The organism is Prevotella sp. P5-92, assembly GCF_002251245.1.
In the GTDB taxonomy this organism is placed as follows: domain Bacteria; phylum Bacteroidota; class Bacteroidia; order Bacteroidales; family Bacteroidaceae; genus Prevotella.
This window is the reverse complement of sequence record NZ_NPJG01000074.1, coordinates 33972-50818: the sequence shown is the minus strand read 5'-3', so window position 1 is coordinate 50818 and position 16847 is coordinate 33972. Positions and strand designations below refer to the sequence as shown.

Here is a 16847-nt window from a genome sequence, read left to right as displayed (position 1 = left end):
ATATATAATAAATTATATATAAATATATAATTTATTATATCTTACTATAAATAGTAGATTGAAAGAAAGACAGAATCTGAACAAGTCAATTCGAGACAATGTCTTCAATTCTGACTTGTCACCCTCAAAGGCCTTTGAGAGGGGAAGCAGATTCGAAGGAAGAAAACGAGATGTTCAATGACAACCGGTTTGCCGCGACAAATCTCGGTGCATATCCGCGACAATCCGCGACAACGCCCGCCGTTGTAGGGTCTTACCTCGTGTAAGACCGCCCGCCTATCGCCGCCGAAAAACCACCGCAAATCGGTGTACAAAACCACCGCAAATCGGGGTGCGGTCTTACACGAGGTAAGACCCTACAGCGGAGATTAGCGGCGGACAATACTGGAGATTAGCGGCGGACAATACCGCAATCAACTCGTCAACTGAACATTCCACTCGTCATCTTAAAAAAGTTACCAGTTAACCGTTAACAAGTTAACTTTTTCACGGTTGTTAACATTCCGGTCTTCTCCCCACACACTGCTTCCACTCTCAAAGGCCATAAGAGGAAGGGGTGGCGACAGGGTGGCGTTTTGCTACCACGCGAGGAAAAAATAAATTCCACGCGTGGGAGCAATATTATAATTCAACTTTACTTTACCCTTCGGCCAGTGACCGTTGGTTCGGAAGTGGTAACTCCCATTGTATAAGGGTTTTATTTAAACCACAGAGACAAAGAGAACCAACGGTCACCGTCCGAAAGGTAAGGTAAATAGAGATTTATGGATTTAAAGAGTAGGTCGCAAGCGACGGAGAACGGAGGAAATGTTAAATGATGGTAATATTGCGTCACTTTTTCGGGAAAATACACCTTGATTTTAAAATAAAATTCGTATCTTTGCAGCTGAAAATAATAATAATGCAAACTCACCACACATTACGTAAACGTATGAAAATCAAGAAGACTGCACTTAGCGGCTCGCTCGTAGCCATAGCTGCTGCCGCCGCCATCATGAGCTCCTGCTCCAGAGAGGTGGAACTCATTAATCCCAACCAAGTGGTCCAAGACTACTCCAATGGATGGGACAACAAGTTCGGAAACATCGACGAGAACCAAGACTGGAACTTGGCTACCACTGCAACTGTGAATATCAACCTGACTGCCATCGGAGCAACTTCGGTGGAGGTGTACTCTTCCTTGCCAGGTTCGGCTAACTCGACTAAGATGGCCGAGTTCAGCCTGGGCACGGCTAATATGGCCTTTGACATTGCCAAAGGCACAAGCACCGTTTATGTCGTGGCAAAAGACGCTAAAGGCAATGTTGTGCTTGCCGATTACTATGCCGTGGAAGACGGAAACGTGAATGTGTCTGCAGGAAACAAGGCCAAGACAAGAGCCATCACAACACGATCGGTGTCGTTGGCGACGAATATTTCGGCTTTCGGAAATTTCAGAGACGAAAATCATTTATGGCCATCGGAACTTTGGGATAATCAATGGAATCCCGCAATAGATTTTAACAAGGTGTTCTCGCTCTACAGGTTGAATGGCGTGCAGACAAGAGATGCGTCAAGTTGTAAAATCAGCGACATCATTGACATTGTCGGACAAAATGGCGTGTTTGGCGAGCAAGGCAAGGACAGCGAGGGAAAATGTAATCGCAAGCATTGGGAAGCGCAGCTGAAGCCATCTCAGGGCGTTGAATACGTGATGGAAAGCGCTGGACCGATGGAAATATCCTTCATGTATGGAGGTACAGTCAAGAAAAACAAATTTGGCTATCTTTACTATCGGAACGGAGCTACGCAGGACGAGATACTACGCGCACCGAGATACATCCTGATGGAAGATGCAACCCCACAGGGAAACGTAAAGGTTGACGGAGTGGCAATGGGCAGCGGAGATGGCATGAAACTGCCAGGTTTGGTAACAGGCTATGAAATGTACAATGGTAATGATTGCCTTCTTACAGGAACCACATACAAACTCACATATTTCGGAGAAGACGGGACGGGCACGCCAAGCGACAATTTCCCTGCGGGCACTCATATCGTGTTCTTTGAGATAATAGATGGCGGTAACAAGCAATCAGAAACAGAATATGGATACCATATCCGTTATTCGCTCCCTTGGATGAACAAAATGTTCTATTACAAGAATTATGAGAACCATCCAAGTTATGAAGTGGAGGATTCAGCGAAAGATTTCGTAACCTATAAGTGGGGTGGACAGATTGTGCTCGGTATGGAAGACGAAGGTGGCGACGACGATATGAACGACATCCTCTTCTTCGTGAAAGGTAATGTGAAGGACGATGACATCCCAGACATTGGTGAGGATCCCGAAGCACCATCGTGGATAATAGCTTGCGAGGACCTCGGTGACACCAACGACTACGACTTCAACGACGTGGTGTTTAAGGTGAGCCATGTGGCTGGCGAGACAACAGCCTATGTCACTCCGTTGGCTGCCGGTGGTGTGCTGGAGACATACATCATTTATGGTAATACAGAGCTGGGCGAGACGCATCAGCTGCTCGGATCAGACAAAAAGGCTGACGGAAGCTATCCTATTATCAACACATACAGCATCACTGCCCAAGGACAGAAAATCCCGGTGAACGTACCGTCAGACTTCTCGATGGCTAACAACATGGGCGGCTTTGCCATACAGGTGGTGAGGACACACACTAACGCCATCACCATCACCGCTCCTACTTCAGGACTCGCACCGCAGATGTTCTGCGTACCAGGCACATGGGCTTGGCCAAAAGAGCGAGTGAACATTGAGGACGCTTATCGGCAGTTTGCCAACTGGAGCGCCAACTCAAACAATATTGAGTGGTACAACTCTCCCGAAGAAGGCTCGACAATAAAATAAACCGGCGAGGGGGAAGACCCGTTCACCCCTCACCGTGACACTTATAGCAAAGCCCCACACTCACGACGAGTGCGGGGCTTCGTTTTTTTCTATCTTGTATCCTGAACTCTTATTTGCTCAAGGCATCGAAGAGTTCTTATTTGCTCAAGGCATCGAAGAGTTTGTCGAGAGCCTCGTCGGCAGATGCGCTCTCGTTGAGCAGCGTTACAAACTTACTGCCGATGATGGCACCGGCGGCATTAGCCTGCGAACTCTCTAACGTCTGACGGTTGGAGATGCCGAAACCTATCATGCGCGGATTGCGGAGGTTCATGCCGTTGATGCGGCGGAAATACTCCTGCTTGGTCTCGTCGAAACTCTTCTGCGCTCCCGTGGTGGCAGCCGACGACACCATGTAGATAAAGCCGTCGGTATGCTCGTCGATGAAGCGGATGCGCTCCTCGCTGGTCTCGGGAGTGATGAGCATGATGACACGGATGTCGTACTTGTCTGCCACAGGCTTTATGAGGTCGAGATAGTCCTTGAAAGGAAGGTCGGGAATGATCACACCCGACACGCCCGTCTCCACACAGCGGCTGAAAAACGCCTCGTAGCCATAGTTCATGATAGGGTTGAGATAACCCATGAGGATAAGCGGAAGGCTAACCTCGTGCTTGATGGCTTCGAGCTGGCTGAACAGTGTGGACAGCGTCATGCCGTTTTTCAGCGAGCGGGTGGCGGCGTCCTGGATGACAGGACCGTCGGCCATGGGGTCGCTGAAAGGAATGCCAACCTCTACGAAGTCGATGCCACGGCGTTCCATGGCTTTTATCACGTCGCCGGTACAGTCCAGCTGAGGACATCCGGCACAGAAATAGAGCGACAGAAACTTCTTGTCGCCCCTATTGGCGAAGAGTGAGTTTATCTTGTTCATAATTTCTATTGTTTTTTTATCATGTTTTCTTATTTTGAGCGAGTGGCTCTTTTCAGTTCTTCTACAAACACAGATAGCGCGGCGCTGTCTTTCAGTCCGGGCGACAGCTCGAAGCGGCTGTTGAGGTCGATGCCCATCAGACGCGGATGACTGAACGACGCGAGACGGAGAGCGTCGCCGGGACCAATGCCGCCGCTGAGCAAGAACGGCAAGGAGCCACGATATGATCTGAGCACGCTCCAGTCAAACTGACGTCCGCTGCCGCCCACAGTGACACATTTCGTGTCAAACAGCAGATAGTCGGCCGTGCCCTCATAGCTGGCCGCCTTCTCTATGTCGGCCTCACAGCCCACGCTGATGGCCTTCATTACCTTAGTGCTGGCAGGCAGCAGCGGGCGAAGGGCGTTGATATACGACGGCGACTCGCCGCCATGCAGCTGTATGACGTGCAGCGAACAGCCTATGACCTTCTCGCTGACCTCGTTGGCGTCCTGGTCAACAAACACGCCCACACGCGTTATCCCCTCAGGGATTGCCGCCGCAGCAGCCATGTCGCCTACAAAGCGCGACGAGCGGTTCCAGAAGATCATCCCCATCCAGTTGATGCCCGTAGCCGCCACGTGGCTGATATTTTGCTGCTCGCGCATTCCGCACACCTTGATTATCATATCGCGGAGATAAACTGGGCGAGAGCCTCGCCAGGGTTAGCCTCTTTCATAAAACACTCACCGATGAGAAATCCCTTGAACCCAGCCAACTGTAGCTGGCGGATGGTGTCGGGATGCGAGATGCCGCTCTCGCTCACCTTCACCGCGTCGGCTGGCAACTGCGAGGCGAGACGGAACGAGTTTTCCACCGAGGTGACGAAGGTGCCGAGGTTGCGGTTGTTGATGCCACACATGTCGGGGTCGAGGTCGGCATATTCCAGTTCGTTGTCGTTGTGCATCTCAAGCAGCACCTCGAGCTGCAGGTCGTGAGCCGTGCGCAACAGCCCGCGACATTCTGCCTTGGTCAGTTCGGCGGCGATAAGCAGCACTGCCGACGCGCCGCACAGACGCGCCTGAAACAGCTGATACTCGTCTATCACAAAGTTCTTGTATAGCACAGGTATGGTGACGCCAGCCTTGCGAGCCCTGACGATGAACTCGTCGCGTCCGCCGAAATACATCTCGTCGGTGAGGATGCTGACGGCAGCAGCGCCGTTATGCTGATAGGCGAGGGGAATGACTTCCGCCTGTCCGTCCTCTTTTATCCAGCCCTTCGACGGCGACTTGCGCTTAAACTCGGCTATTATGCCCGATGCCGACTGGCTGATGGCCTGTCGCATGGAAGGCACCTCGCCGCCCATGATGGCTTCCACCTGCTTGTGGATGTCGCGCTCAGACACCACGCTCTTAAACTGTTCCACCTCCTGGCGCTTGTGAGCCACTATCTCTTCAAGAATGTCTCTCATAGTCTTGCGTGTCAGCTATTGAGTTCGACAAACTTCTTGAATGTAGCCAAAGCCTTGCCGCTGTCGATAGACTCGCGTGCAATCTCGATACACTCCTCGATATCTTTCTTTCCCTTTTCGAGCACCTGGATGCCGAAAGCAGCGTTGGCCAGCACCACGTTTTTCTGTGCAGGCAAAGCGCTGTTGGCCAGCACATTGTCGAAGATCTGCTTAGCCTCCTTCTCGTCGGCACCGGCGCGCAGTTCCTCGGGTTTGATGATGTTGAAGCCAAGGTCTGAAGGCTTGAAGATGCGCTCATAGCTGTTTGTGGTGACCTTGAAGTCGCCCGTGAGCGAAATCTCGTCGTAGCCGTCGATGCTGTTGACGATGCCGTAGTCGATGCCAATCTTCTGATACACATTATTATACAGGCGCATCTGGTCGAGGTTTGCCACTCCAAGCAGCTGACACTGAGGCTTCGACGGGTTGACGATAGGGCCGAGCAGGTTGAAGCAAGTGGGAAACTGCAGCGCCTTGCGTATCGGACCCACAAACTTCATGGCTTTGGCAAAGAGTTGGGCGTGGAGATAGACGATGCCACACTCGTTGATACAGCGGTTGAGGCGGTCGATGTCGTCGGTGAACTTCACGCCGTGGTTGGCTATCACGTTAGAGGCTCCGCTGGTGCTTGTGGCGGCATAGTTGCCGTGTTTTGCCACTTTGTAGCCGGCTCCGGCGATGACGAAACACGATGTGGTGGAGATGTTGAACGTGTTCTTGCGGTCGCCGCCCGTTCCCACCACGTCGATATAGCGTTCGCAGTCGAGTGGCACTGGCACGCCCGTCTCGAGTATTCCGTCGCGGAAGCCTAACAGTTCGTCAACGGTCACTCCTCTCATCTGCAGCGCGGTGAGCAGGGCTGTGATCTGCTCGTTGGGATACTCGCTCTGTGTGATGCCGATAAGTATGTTTTTTGTCTCCTCGCGTGTCAACTCCTCGTGGTTGAGCATGCGGTTGAGGATGTCTTTCATTGTTTGCATAGTTGTGTCGATTTTTTGATGTTTATTTGAGAATGAAGTTTCTTACTATGGTCTTTCCCTCGGGCGTGAGCAAACTCTCGGGATGGAACTGTATGCCGTGGATGTCGTAATGCTTGTGGCGCAGCGCCATAATCTGTCCCTCGTCGCTCACGGCGGTGATCTCAAGGCAGGAGGGGAAGTTGTCGCGGCTCACCACCCATGAGTGGTAGCGCCCCATGGTGATGCGCTTGGGCAGATGGTCGAAGATGTAGTCGTTAGAGAACTGGGTGCCCTCGGTGGCGACACCGTGGAACACGTCGGAGAGGTTTTCGAGTTTGCCGCCAAACACCTCGCCGATGGCCTGATGGCCGAGACACACGCCGAGGATGGGCTTCTTGCCCTTGTAAGCCTTTATCACGTCGAGCAGCAGTCCTGCCTCGGAAGGGATGCCCGGTCCGGGACTGAGCACTATCTTGTCGAACGGTTCCAACTGGTTGAGCGTAAACTTGTCGTTGCGTATCACCGTCACGTCGGCACCGGTTTCTTTTATCAGGTGACTCAGGTTGTATGTAAACGAGTCGTAGTTGTCTATAATAACTATCTTGTTCATTGTCAGTCGAATAATATGAATCAGTAAATTACATCTTCTCAGCCATCATTATGGCTTTACGCAGCGCGCCGAGCTTGTTGTTCACTTCCTGCAGCTCGTAGTCCTCGTCGCTCTTTGCCACTATGCCGCCGCCAGCCTGAAACCACAGTTCGCCGTTGCGCGAGACGAAGGTGCGTATGGTGATGGCCTGGTTGAGCGAGCCGTCGAGACCGATGAAACCGATGCAGCCGCCATAAGCACCGCGATTGTGTGGCTCTATCTCGCTGATGAGCTGCATAGCCCTCACCTTGGGCGCTCCCGACAGGGTGCCGGCGGGGAAGGTGTCGATGAAGGCCTTTATGGGGTCGGCGCCGTCGTCGAGCGTACCGCTGACGCGCGATACGAGATGCACCACGTGAGAGTAGTATTGGAGGTCTTTGTAAAAGTCAACCTTCACTCCGTGGCAGTTGCGGCTGAGGTCGTTGCGCGCCAGATCGACGAGCATGACGTGTTCGGCGTTTTCCTTGGCGTCGTTGCGCAGGTATTCGGCTGCCTTGCGGTCAGCCTCTTCGTCGCCTGTGCGCCGTGTGGTGCCGGCTATTGGGTCGATATACGCCTTCCTGCCTTCTATGCGGCAGTGTGTTTCGGGCGAGGAGCCGAAGATGCGGAAGCCGCCGAAGTCAAAGTAGAAGAGGTAAGGCGAGGGATTGATGGAGCGCAGCGCTCGATAGAGCTTAAAGTCGTCGCCCTCGTAGTGCTGGATGAAGCGGCGTGCGATGACTATCTGGAACACGTCGCCCCTGAGGCAGTGCTTTATGCCGCGGCGTATGTTGGCCTTGTGCTCCTCGTCGGTGAGCGGCGAGGTGGTGTCGCCCACGGGATGGAAGTCGTAGGCATGCACGTTGGCTTTGTTCATCTGCCGGTAGATGTCGTCGAGTGCGCTTTCTTCGCCGAGCGTGACGATGGTGAGCTTATTGTTGAAATGATCAAACACGATGATGTCTCTGTAGAGGATGTACATCATGTCGGGTGCATCGTTCTTTTCCATCGTGGTGTCCTTGACGGCGATGTCCTCAAAGTAGCGAACAGCATTAAACGATGTGTAGCCGTAAAGTCCACAGTATGAAGCGTATTCTCCTTCTACCTTAAAGCGAGAGATGAAGGCGTTGATGGCCTTGTCTGAGCGGTAGTCGCGGTTCACCTCGTGGCGTGTGGTGTCGCCGTTGGGGAAGGTGCAAATGGCCTCGCCATGACTGATGGCTACCGACGCTATCGGGTTGATGCCGATAAACGAGTGGCTGTTGTTCGAGTCGTGATAGTCAGAACTCTCCATGAGTGCGCTCTGCGGATAGATGTCCCTGAGTCGCATGTATATGCCCACCGGAGTGTAGAGGTCGGCGAGCAGTGTGCGCGATGATGTCTTGTAGTTAAAAGTTTCCATATTCTCCTGCCATTTCTTTGTGAGACAAATATGTTTCCACGTCCTTGTCGCCTCGTCCGCTGACGGTGAGCACGACCACATCGTCGGCGTTGAACTTCATCTTTGGCAGCACTCCTAAAGCGTGTGCGCTTTCGAGGGCGGGGATGATGCCTTCGGTGCGTGTCAGTTCGTACGCCGCCTTCACGGCCTCGTCGTCGTTGATGGAATAGACGGTGGCGCGGTGTTGCGACGCGATGTTGGCGTGCATAGGTCCGATGCCAGGATAGTCGAGTCCGGCAGAGAGGCTCTCAGCCTCGATGATCTGTCCGTCGGGAGTCTGCATGACGAGTGTTCTTGATCCGTGCAGGATGCCGAGTCGTCCGGCATGAATGGTGGCGGCAGTGTGTCCTGTCTCCACACCCTGTCCGCCGGCTTCTGCCAGGACAATCTTCACGCGCTCGTCGTCGATATAGTGGTAGATGGTGCCAGCAGCATTAGAGCCGCCGCCCACGCAAGCGATGAGATAGTCGGGATAGTCGCGTCCTGTCTTCTCTTCGAGCTGCTCTTTTATCTCTTTCGAGATGATGCTCTGCAGACGTGCCACGAGGTCGGGGTAGGGATGAGGTCCAACGGTGGAGCCTATTATATAAAAGGTGTCTTGTGGATGGCAGCACCAGTCGCGTATCGCCTCGTTGGTGGCGTCTTTGAGGGTCCAGTTGCCTGTCTTCACTGGTCTCACCTCTGCACCGAGCATCTTCATGCGTTCCACGTTAGTGTGCTGTCGTTCCACGTCGAGTGCTCCTTGATACACCACACACGGCATGTCCATCAGCGCACACACTGTGGCCGTCGCCACGCCGTGCTGTCCGGCTCCGGTCTCTGCTATGATGCGTTTCTTTCCCATTTTCTTTGCCAGCAGTATCTGTCCGATGGTGTTGTTTATCTTGTGCGCTCCCGTGTGGTTGAGGTCTTCGCGCTTGAGGTAGAGGCGGCAGCCGTAGCGCTCGCTCATCCTCTTGGCGAGGTAGAGGGGCGACGGGCGTCCCACATAGTCGCGCAGCAGCGACATGTACTCGTCCTGAAACTCTTTCGACTCGAGAATGTCGAGATATTCCTCTCTCAGTTTCTCCACTGTGGCATAGAGTATTTCCGGCACATACGATCCGCCGAAATCTCCGTAGAATCCATTTTCGTCAACTAAAAACGATTTCTTCATCTTTTCTATTTTTTTGTGTTATTATTCTTTTTTTAAAAACAAACAAGGCTCATCGCGTTTAACGATGAGCCTTGTGTTATTTGTCCTTTATACAATACACAGCTTCGTGTCCCGCGATTATTTGAATCTCGAGCCGCGCCACCACCATGATGTTGTATTGTACAGACTGTTCATAATTATTTTTTTGTTTTTATTGTTTAACCGCTGCAAAAGTACACAAATTACTTGAAACTCCAAACAAAAAGTGACTTTTTTTTGTGTTTTACTATGAAAAAAGTTGTTTTCGTGTCTTTTTTCTGTCTTTTTATCAGCTTTTCCTATATTTTGGACGTGTTATTTCATGAATAAGTATTCCTACATTTTAGACGTGTTATTTCATGAACACGTATATCCCGTCGTTGCCTATTGTCTGCTGATGGGTAAGATAAGTGATGACGTCAGCCACCGTCTCGAGCGGGATGTCGGTATCGCACAGCTCGGCTATGTCGTGTCTCTTCTTGTCAGCCAGCTTTGCCATGACCATGTCGTATGCCTCCATCCATTTCTCCGTCTTCTTCTCCTGTGGCTTTTTCGCCGAGCACACGTCGCAGACGCCGCAATCCTCTTTCTTCGTCTCGCCGAAATATGCCAGTAGCTGTCGGCTGCGGCATGTGGAGGCGTCTTGTGCGTATTTCAGCACGGCGTCGATACGTTCGGCGGCTTTCATATACATCACTTCATACACCTCTTTGGGGATAGTGATGCGGTGTCCGTCTTCCCGGCGCTGAGTGAAGCGCAGGTGCGGGATGTGTTTCTGAGGGATGTAGTTGAGGATATTCTTGTCGTCGAGACCTTTCAGCAGCAGATACACCTCTCGTTGTTCCATGCCAAGGATGGAGGCGAGATCAGCCTCGTTGATAAATGTCCACGTGCAGAACAGTCCTGGATATTTGCGCAACATGGTCTCTATCAGGAGGTCTTCTTTCTGACTGTTGTTGCGCAGGCGGTAGAGGTCGTCGCGTTCGAGGGCGAACATCACCCGCGAGGCATAGTCGTCGTTTTCTGTATAAGCCACATATCCCGACTGCATGAGGATTTTAATTGCTGAGAGTGTGTCTTCTGGCATGTGGCGATATGTGCGGCAAAACTTGTTGATGTCGAACTCGAAGTTACAGTTATAGCCGTCGCCCACGGCAATCTGGTAGAAGTAAGCCAGCTCGTTATACACCTGCCTGATGAAGTCTTTCTCGGGAAAAGAGTGTCTGAGCTGCATGAGGAGACGTTTCCTGTCGTCGTCGTTGTAGATCATCACGGCATAAGCTTTCTTGCCGTCGCGTCCAGCACGTCCTGCTTCCTGGAAGTATGCTTCGAGGCTGGCGGGACTGTTTTTGTGTATCACCAGTCTCACGTCGGGTTTGTCGATGCCCATGCCGAAGGCGTTGGTGGCCACCATGGTAGTGATGTCGCCTCTCTTCCATGCTTCCTGCCGTTGGTTTTTGTCCACGTCGTTGAGTCTGGCGTGATAGGAAGTGGCTGAGATGCCGTTTTGCGTGAGGTAGTCAACCAGCTCGTCGCAGTCTTTTCTCTTCTGCACATACACTATCGAGCTGCCTCCCACCTTATTTAATAATGTTCTTATGTCCTCCAGCCTGTTTGCGGCATGAAAAACCATATAGGCGAGGTTGGCTCTAAGGAAGCTCATGCGGAACACGTTCTTCTCCTTGAATCCCAACTGCACCTGTATGTCTTCTATCACGGCAGGCGTGGCTGTGGCGGTAAGTGCGAGGACGGGAGTGTCGGGGAAGAGCTTGCGGAAGAGCGCAATCTTCAGATACGACGGACGGAAGTCGTAGCCCCATTGCGTGATGCAGTGCGCCTCATCGACGGTGATGAAGCTGATGCGGGCGTGTCTTATCTTGGCGATGAAAAATTCGGAGGTGAGTCGTTCGGGCGAGACATAGAGCAACTTGTAGGCACCGAAGATGCAGTTCTCGAGCGTCATCAGTATCTTGTCGTTGGTCATGCCGGAATATATTGCCGCCGCTTTGATGCCACGTCGCCGCAGGTTCTCCACCTGGTCTTTCATCAGTGCAATGAGAGGCGTGACAACGAGGCACAAGCCTTCAGAAGCCAGTGCGGGCACTTGAAACGTTATCGACTTTCCGCCTCCTGTAGGCATCAGGCCGAGGGTGTCGCGTCCCTGTCCGATGCTCTCGATGATGTCGAGTTGTATGCCGCGGAAGTCGTCGTAGTGCCAATATCTCCTCAGTATCTCGCGATAATTATCTTTCATTGACTTCGTCGATTCGTTAGCTTTTCACATTTCACACTTCATTGACTTCGTCGATTCGTTAGCTTTTCACATTTCACACTTCATTGACTTCGTCGATTCTTTACCTGCACTCGGGATAGCTCGAGCGAGCTCGGTTCTCCTCTCGTTTGCAAAAGAATTCTTCATTCTTCATTCCCCGAAGGTTTGATATCTTCTATTTGAAGTTGAATTTCGCCGTGCTTATAAGCGTTTTCCTCTATGGTGTAAACGATGTCGAAGCTGCGTTTGCTCTTGATAAACAGAGCCGAACTGCTTTGTCCGAAGGCGATGCCGTTCATCACGTTGCTCGACTTGCTGTCAACGAGTTCGAGTTTGATGTGTTCCTGCATCTTTCCCACCACCTTGCTTGTGCCGTAGTCATACACGTTGTGAGTGCAGAACAGCGGTTTGGGGTTGAACGGACCGTGAGGCGCAAATTTCTTCAGGTCTGTAAGCATCTTCTTGGTGATGTCCTTGAAGTCTATCTCTTCCTCAATATCGAGTAGGGCTTGAGTCTGTTCTGGCTGGATGTGATTGTTGACATATGCTTGAAACCGCTTGCTGAAGGCGGGGATATTCTCTTTCTTCATCGACAGTCCGGCGGCGTAAGTGTGTCCGCCGAAGTTTTCGAGAAGGTCGCGGCAGCTCTTTATGGCGTCGTAGATGTCGAATCCCGCCACGCTGCGTGCCGATCCCGTTGCCATGCCATCGACAATGGTGAGCACCACTGTTGGACGGAAGTAGAGCTCGGTGAGTCGTGAAGCCACGATGCCTATGACGCCTTTTTTCCAGTTTTCGCCATAGAGCACTATCGACGAGAGATGCTGCTGGTTTTCAAGCTTTTCCACGATTTGGTTAGCTTCTTCCGTCATCTGCTTGTCGATATCCTTTCTCAGTTCGTTGTATCCGTTTATCTGACTTGCCTGCAGCAGTGCCGTCTTTAAGTCGCGTTCCACGAGCAGGTCAACAGCTTCCTTGCCGTTTTGTATTCTTCCGGATGCGTTGATGCGTGGTCCGATTTTAAACACTATATCGCTCATGGTGAGTTCCCTTCCCGCGAGTCCGCATATCTTGATGATAGCTTTCAGTCCCACCGACGGGTTTTGGTTCAGCTGCTTCAGTCCGTGGAAAGCCAACGTGCGGTTTTCGCCTGTCACGGGCACAATGTCTGACGCGATGCTGATGGCGCAGAAGTCGAGTACGGGCATGAGTCGTGAGAACGGGATGCCATTGTTTTTAGCGAAAGCCTGCATAAACTTAAATCCCACGCCACATCCAGAGAGGTGGTGGAACGGGTATGTGGAGTCTTTTCGCTTCGGGTTGAGTATGGCAACGGCTGGCGGCATCTCGTCGTCGGGGACGTGATGGTCGCAGATGATGAAGTCAATGCCGAGCTTCTTTGCATAAGCTATCTCGTCTATGGCTTTTATGCCACAGTCGAGAACTATGATTAGTTTTACACCTTTTTCCTTTGCTTCGTCGATGCTTTTGCGGCTCACTCCGTAACCCTCGTCGTATCGGTCTGGTATATAGTATTCGATATTGGAGTAGAACTGTTGCAATACCTTATACACCAGTGCGACGGCAGTGCATCCGTCCACGTCGTAGTCGCCATAGACCATGATGCGTTCCTTACGTCCCATGGCGTCGTTGAGTCGGTCAACGGCGATGTCCATGTCGTTCATGAGGAACGGGTCGATGAGTTCGCTCAGCATCGGTCGGAAGAAGCGTTTGGCAGCCGATTCTGTCTTTATGCCTCTTCTTATGAGCAGGTCGGCAAGTATCGGGCTCATTCCGATCTTGTCTGCCAGCTCCTTAGCTGCCTGCTTTCTTTCGGATGATGGTGTTTCTATGTTCCATTTGAAATGCATTTATATTGTTTTTTTATTTTCTTCTTCAGTGCAAAACGTACGTATAGGTACATTTTGGCGTGTAAAGTTACGAATAATATTTAATATAAAAGCAAGATCCCCCGCTTTTTTTTGTTTTTTTAATGAAGGGAAGTAGATGATGAGTCAATGATGGGTTTATGATGAGTTTATGATGAGTTTATGATGAGTAAATGATGGGTCAATGATGAGTTTATGATGAGAAAATAAGAAGAGTGAAGAAATCATCGTTCTTCACTCTTCGAAATATATCTTTGATAATAGCTTATTCAATCTTGATAATAGCTTATTCAATCTTGATTACAGCTTATCCAATAACTGTTTATTCAATCTTAGATACCGAGTTTCTTTCTGATATCCTTTGGTATGGCGTTTTTGTTTACCATGAAGTCCATGGTGTTGTCAGCGATGAAGGCTTTGGTCATGTACCAAATACCCTTATAGTCGCCGGTTTCGCCCCATGAGTTTTTCACCATATAGTATTCTTTGCCGTTTTGGTCTTTGGCGATGCCGTAGATGAGCATGCCGTGGTCGTCGGTGAGTTCCCAGTTGTCGTAGCGTTGCTGGCGGCGTTCCTGTGTAGGTGTGATTTCAGGCACGGTGCATCCGAGCGAGTCGATGAGAGCTGTCTTTTTGGATTTCTCCAGTCTCATCCATTTTGCCATGTCGCTGCCCTGCAAGCTTTCCATTTCCTTCACGTCGTAGGCATAAGCGAGTCCCTTGCGTGTGAATCCTTCTTCGCTCACGTCGCCTCCCCATGCGATGGTGTAGCCCTCGTTGATGGCGTTGTCAATCACGCGCATCATCTCGTCCATTGGCAGGTTCCAAGATAGTGGGTTGCGCCAGTTGTCCTGCACTTCCACAGCGAAGCGTGTGTAGAATGGGTGGTGAGTGTAAGAGGTGATGGTCACATAGTCGTCGAGGTTGATGCCGAGGCTTTGCACGAACGACTGTGGGGTGTACTGTTTGCCTTCGTAGGTGAATGTGTCAGGGCACTTGCCGAGGTAAGCGTCGAGGATGCCCTGCAGTCCCACCTTCCACTGTGACGACAGTTTCTTGTGGTCGCCCTTAGCTACGGCAGCCACGTATGGTTCCATGAGGGCGAAGAACTCGTTGAAGTTGTTGAGCGAGTCGCCGTAAAGCGAGCCTGGGAAAGGCATTGCGTCTTCTGGGCAGATGCCGTAGTGCTGCATGCAGTAGAGTGGGTCGTAGCAAGAGCCTCCTTGCGAGAACTGGCAGTCGCCGTGCAGGCGGACTACCTGTACTGCGCGATCCATATAAGTCTTGTTGGCTACAAACGACTCGCAGAGGTCGTATGTCTTGCCGGTTTTCTTGAGTATCTCAGCTTCGAAGTAGCTGAGTGTGGAGTAGTCCCAGCACGTGCCGCTCCTGTTTTGGTCTTTGATACTTGTGATTTTGTTTTCTTTTATGGTGGTGAACACGGGCTTGTTTTTGTTCTCACCATTTTTCTTTTCTTCTGCGCTTGCTCCCAGTGTAAGAAGGGCAGCGAGCGAAAGCAACATGATTTTCTTCATTTTTAATAATGTAATTTAATAATGTAATTTTTATTGTTTTGATCGTTTTTTTTTCCGGGTTTTCCGGGTTTCCCGGGTTTTCCGGAGTTTCCGGGGCTTCCGGGTTTTCCGGGTTTTCCAGGTTTTCTGGAGTTTCCGGGTTTTCCAGGTTTTCCGGAGTTTCCGGGTTTTCTGGAGTTTCCGGGTCTTCTGGAGTTTCCGGGTTTTCCGGAGTTTCCGGGGCTTCCGGAAGTATTACTCTCTATATTCCTCTATATACGCTTCCACGTCTTTTGGGTGGTAAGGGATGCGTTTGTTTCCTAAGAAGCGGCAGCCGTTGGGGGTGATGAGGATATCGTCTTCAAGGCGGATGCCACCGAAGTCCTTATAGGTCTCGATCTTATCGAAGTTAAGGAAGTCGGCGCAGTGTCCGCTGTCTCGCCATTCGTCGATGAGCGAGGGGATAAAGTAGATACCTGGTTCGTCGGTCATCACGAAGTTTTCTTGCAGTCGGCGTCCCATGCGTAGGCAGTTGGTGCCAAACTGTTCGAGGTTTGGCTGTGTCTCCTCGTCAAATCCCACGTAAGTCTGTCCAAGGCCTTCCATGTCATGTACGTCCATACCCATCATGTGTCCCAGTCCGTGAGGCATGAACATGGCGTGAGCGCCAGCCTTTACGGCCTCTTCGGTGTCGCCCTTCATCAGTCCGAGTTCCTTGAGTTTGTCTGTCATCATACGGCATATGTTGAGATGCACGTCCATCCATTTCACTCCGGGCTTAGCCACCTCAATGGCGTAGTCGTGACATGCTTCTACGATGGAGTATATCTCCAGTTGCCGTTGTGTGAACTTTTTTGCTACGGGGAATGTTCGAGTGTTGTCAGAGCAGTAGTCGTTGAGTTCGCATCCGCAGTCGCAGAGTGCCAGTCTGCCCTCTTGCAGCACGTCGAGTCGTGGTATGCCGTGCATTATTTCTCCATGCTGGCTGAAGATGGTGGGGAAGCTGTTTTTTGACGCGTGTGAGAGTGCGACGCTGTCTATGATGCCTCCCACGTATTTCTCTGTCAGTCCGGCCTTTGTCACTCTCATGGCTGTGGTGTGCATGAGATATCCCACGTCGCACGCTTTCTCTATGGCCTCTATTTCTTGAGGTTCTTTAGTGGCGCGTTGTTTCACTACAGCCATTATCAGCTCGAGCGATGCCTCCTTGCGCTGTTTGCTTGGGTGTATGCCGGTGAGGTCCATTATCTGTATCATTGTGTCGTGGCGGTATGGAGGCAGGAAGTGTATCTTGCGTCCTTTGCTGGCCGCCTCGTCACAGATGTTTTTCAGTTCTTTCATTGGCGCAGAGTCAGCGACGCCTACTTCTGCGGCGAGTTCAGCCACGCTGTCAACGGATCCGTACCATACGATGTCCTCTATGTCGATGTCGTTGCCGATAAGCATCTCGCGGTTGTTGTCAACATCGACAACTCCTACGAGGCCATCTCTATGCTGTCCGAAATAATAGAGAAACGACGAGTCTTGACGGAATGGATAGTAAGTGTTGTTTGGATAGTTCATCGGCGACTCGTTGTTGCCGAAGAACAGGATGACGCCGCTTTTGACGAGTTTTTTTAACTCGGCGCGACGGTTAATATAGGTTTCTCTGCTAAACATTTTTGTTAATTTTTAGTGAATTATTATTCATTTTGAAGCAAAG

12 protein-coding genes are annotated in these 16847 nt (G+C 51.2%); 1 reads left to right on the top strand and 11 read right to left on the bottom strand.

The genetic code is table 11. The features are described 5' to 3' along the window. The first annotated feature begins 931 nt into the window (after positions 1-931). The gene (locus CIK99_RS07755) at positions 932-2863 is read left to right on the top strand and encodes a DUF4842 domain-containing protein (RefSeq protein ID WP_158215938.1); all 1932 of its coding nucleotides are present in this window, start codon (positions 932-934) and stop codon (positions 2861-2863) included. A gap of 136 nt (positions 2864-2999) precedes the next feature. Here CIK99_RS07755 and trpA read toward each other — a convergent pair whose 3' ends face one another. The 11 genes from trpA to CIK99_RS07695 form a co-directional block, all read right to left on the bottom strand. Then, on the bottom strand, positions 3000-3776 hold the full coding sequence (gene trpA, locus CIK99_RS07750; protein ID WP_094380959.1) for a tryptophan synthase subunit alpha: 777 nt from the start codon (positions 3774-3776) through the stop codon (positions 3000-3002). A gap of 29 nt (positions 3777-3805) precedes the next feature. Continuing rightward, the gene (locus CIK99_RS07745) at positions 3806-4444 is read right to left on the bottom strand and encodes a phosphoribosylanthranilate isomerase (protein ID WP_094380958.1); all 639 of its coding nucleotides are present in this window, start codon (positions 4442-4444) and stop codon (positions 3806-3808) included. Beyond that, positions 4441-5229, bottom strand: a complete 789-nt coding sequence (gene trpC / locus CIK99_RS07740; protein WP_094380957.1) for an indole-3-glycerol phosphate synthase TrpC — start codon at positions 5227-5229, stop codon at positions 4441-4443. Before trpC ends, CIK99_RS07745 begins: the two co-directional genes overlap by 4 nt. An 11-nt stretch (positions 5230-5240) precedes the next feature. After that, positions 5241-6239, bottom strand: coding sequence for an anthranilate phosphoribosyltransferase (gene trpD, locus CIK99_RS07735; protein WP_094380956.1), 999 nt, complete (start codon positions 6237-6239; stop codon positions 5241-5243). Positions 6240-6270: 31 nt separating this feature from the next. Beyond that, the gene (locus CIK99_RS07730) at positions 6271-6837 is read right to left on the bottom strand and encodes an aminodeoxychorismate/anthranilate synthase component II (protein ID WP_094380955.1); all 567 of its coding nucleotides are present in this window, start codon (positions 6835-6837) and stop codon (positions 6271-6273) included. A 28-nt stretch (positions 6838-6865) separates the two neighbouring features. Then, a complete protein-coding gene (locus CIK99_RS07725) occupies positions 6866-8257 on the bottom strand; it encodes an anthranilate synthase component I family protein (protein WP_094380954.1) in 1392 nt (463 codons plus the stop codon). After that, positions 8244-9452 carry a tryptophan synthase subunit beta gene (gene trpB, locus CIK99_RS07720; protein WP_094380953.1) on the bottom strand — a complete coding sequence of 403 codons (1209 nt, stop codon included), beginning with the start codon at positions 9450-9452 and terminating at the stop codon, positions 8244-8246. Before trpB ends, CIK99_RS07725 begins: the two co-directional genes overlap by 14 nt. Before the next feature lie 370 nt (positions 9453-9822). Continuing rightward, entirely contained in the window at positions 9823-11724 is a 1902-nt protein-coding gene (locus CIK99_RS07715) for an ATP-dependent DNA helicase RecQ (RefSeq protein WP_254047751.1), read from the bottom strand. Between the two features lie 161 nt (positions 11725-11885). Beyond that, on the bottom strand, positions 11886-13613 hold the full coding sequence (gene recJ, locus CIK99_RS07710; protein ID WP_094380952.1) for a single-stranded-DNA-specific exonuclease RecJ: 1728 nt from the start codon (positions 13611-13613) through the stop codon (positions 11886-11888). 350 nt (positions 13614-13963) lie between these two features. Then, the gene (locus CIK99_RS07705; protein ID WP_094380951.1) at positions 13964-15166 is read right to left on the bottom strand and encodes an aminopeptidase C; all 1203 of its coding nucleotides are present in this window, start codon (positions 15164-15166) and stop codon (positions 13964-13966) included. A gap of 234 nt (positions 15167-15400) precedes the next feature. Continuing rightward, positions 15401-16804 (bottom strand): aminopeptidase P family protein, encoded by a 1404-nt coding sequence (locus CIK99_RS07695; RefSeq protein ID WP_094380950.1) that lies wholly within the window; start codon positions 16802-16804, stop codon positions 15401-15403. Between the last annotated feature and the right edge of the window lie 43 nt (positions 16805-16847).

Coding starts and splice junctions, on each gene's coding strand:
- CIK99_RS07755 (WP_158215938.1), top strand. CDS start 932: ATGAAAATCAAGAAGACTGCACTTAGCGGCTCGCTCGTAGCCATAGCT.
- trpA (WP_094380959.1), bottom strand. CDS start 3,776: ATGAACAAGATAAACTCACTCTTCGCCAATAGGGGCGACAAGAAGTTT.
- CIK99_RS07745 (WP_094380958.1), bottom strand. CDS start 4,444: ATGATAATCAAGGTGTGCGGAATGCGCGAGCAGCAAAATATCAGCCAC.
- trpC (WP_094380957.1), bottom strand. CDS start 5,229: ATGAGAGACATTCTTGAAGAGATAGTGGCTCACAAGCGCCAGGAGGTG.
- trpD (WP_094380956.1), bottom strand. CDS start 6,239: ATGAAAGACATCCTCAACCGCATGCTCAACCACGAGGAGTTGACACGC.
- CIK99_RS07730 (WP_094380955.1), bottom strand. CDS start 6,837: ATGAACAAGATAGTTATTATAGACAACTACGACTCGTTTACATACAAC.
- CIK99_RS07725 (WP_094380954.1), bottom strand. CDS start 8,257: ATGGAAACTTTTAACTACAAGACATCATCGCGCACACTGCTCGCCGAC.
- trpB (WP_094380953.1), bottom strand. CDS start 9,452: ATGAAGAAATCGTTTTTAGTTGACGAAAATGGATTCTACGGAGATTTC.
- CIK99_RS07715 (WP_254047751.1), bottom strand. CDS start 11,724: ATGAAAGATAATTATCGCGAGATACTGAGGAGATATTGGCACTACGAC.
- recJ (WP_094380952.1), bottom strand. CDS start 13,613: ATGCATTTCAAATGGAACATAGAAACACCATCATCCGAAAGAAAGCAG.
- CIK99_RS07705 (WP_094380951.1), bottom strand. CDS start 15,166: ATGAAGAAAATCATGTTGCTTTCGCTCGCTGCCCTTCTTACACTGGGA.
- CIK99_RS07695 (WP_094380950.1), bottom strand. CDS start 16,804: ATGTTTAGCAGAGAAACCTATATTAACCGTCGCGCCGAGTTAAAAAAA.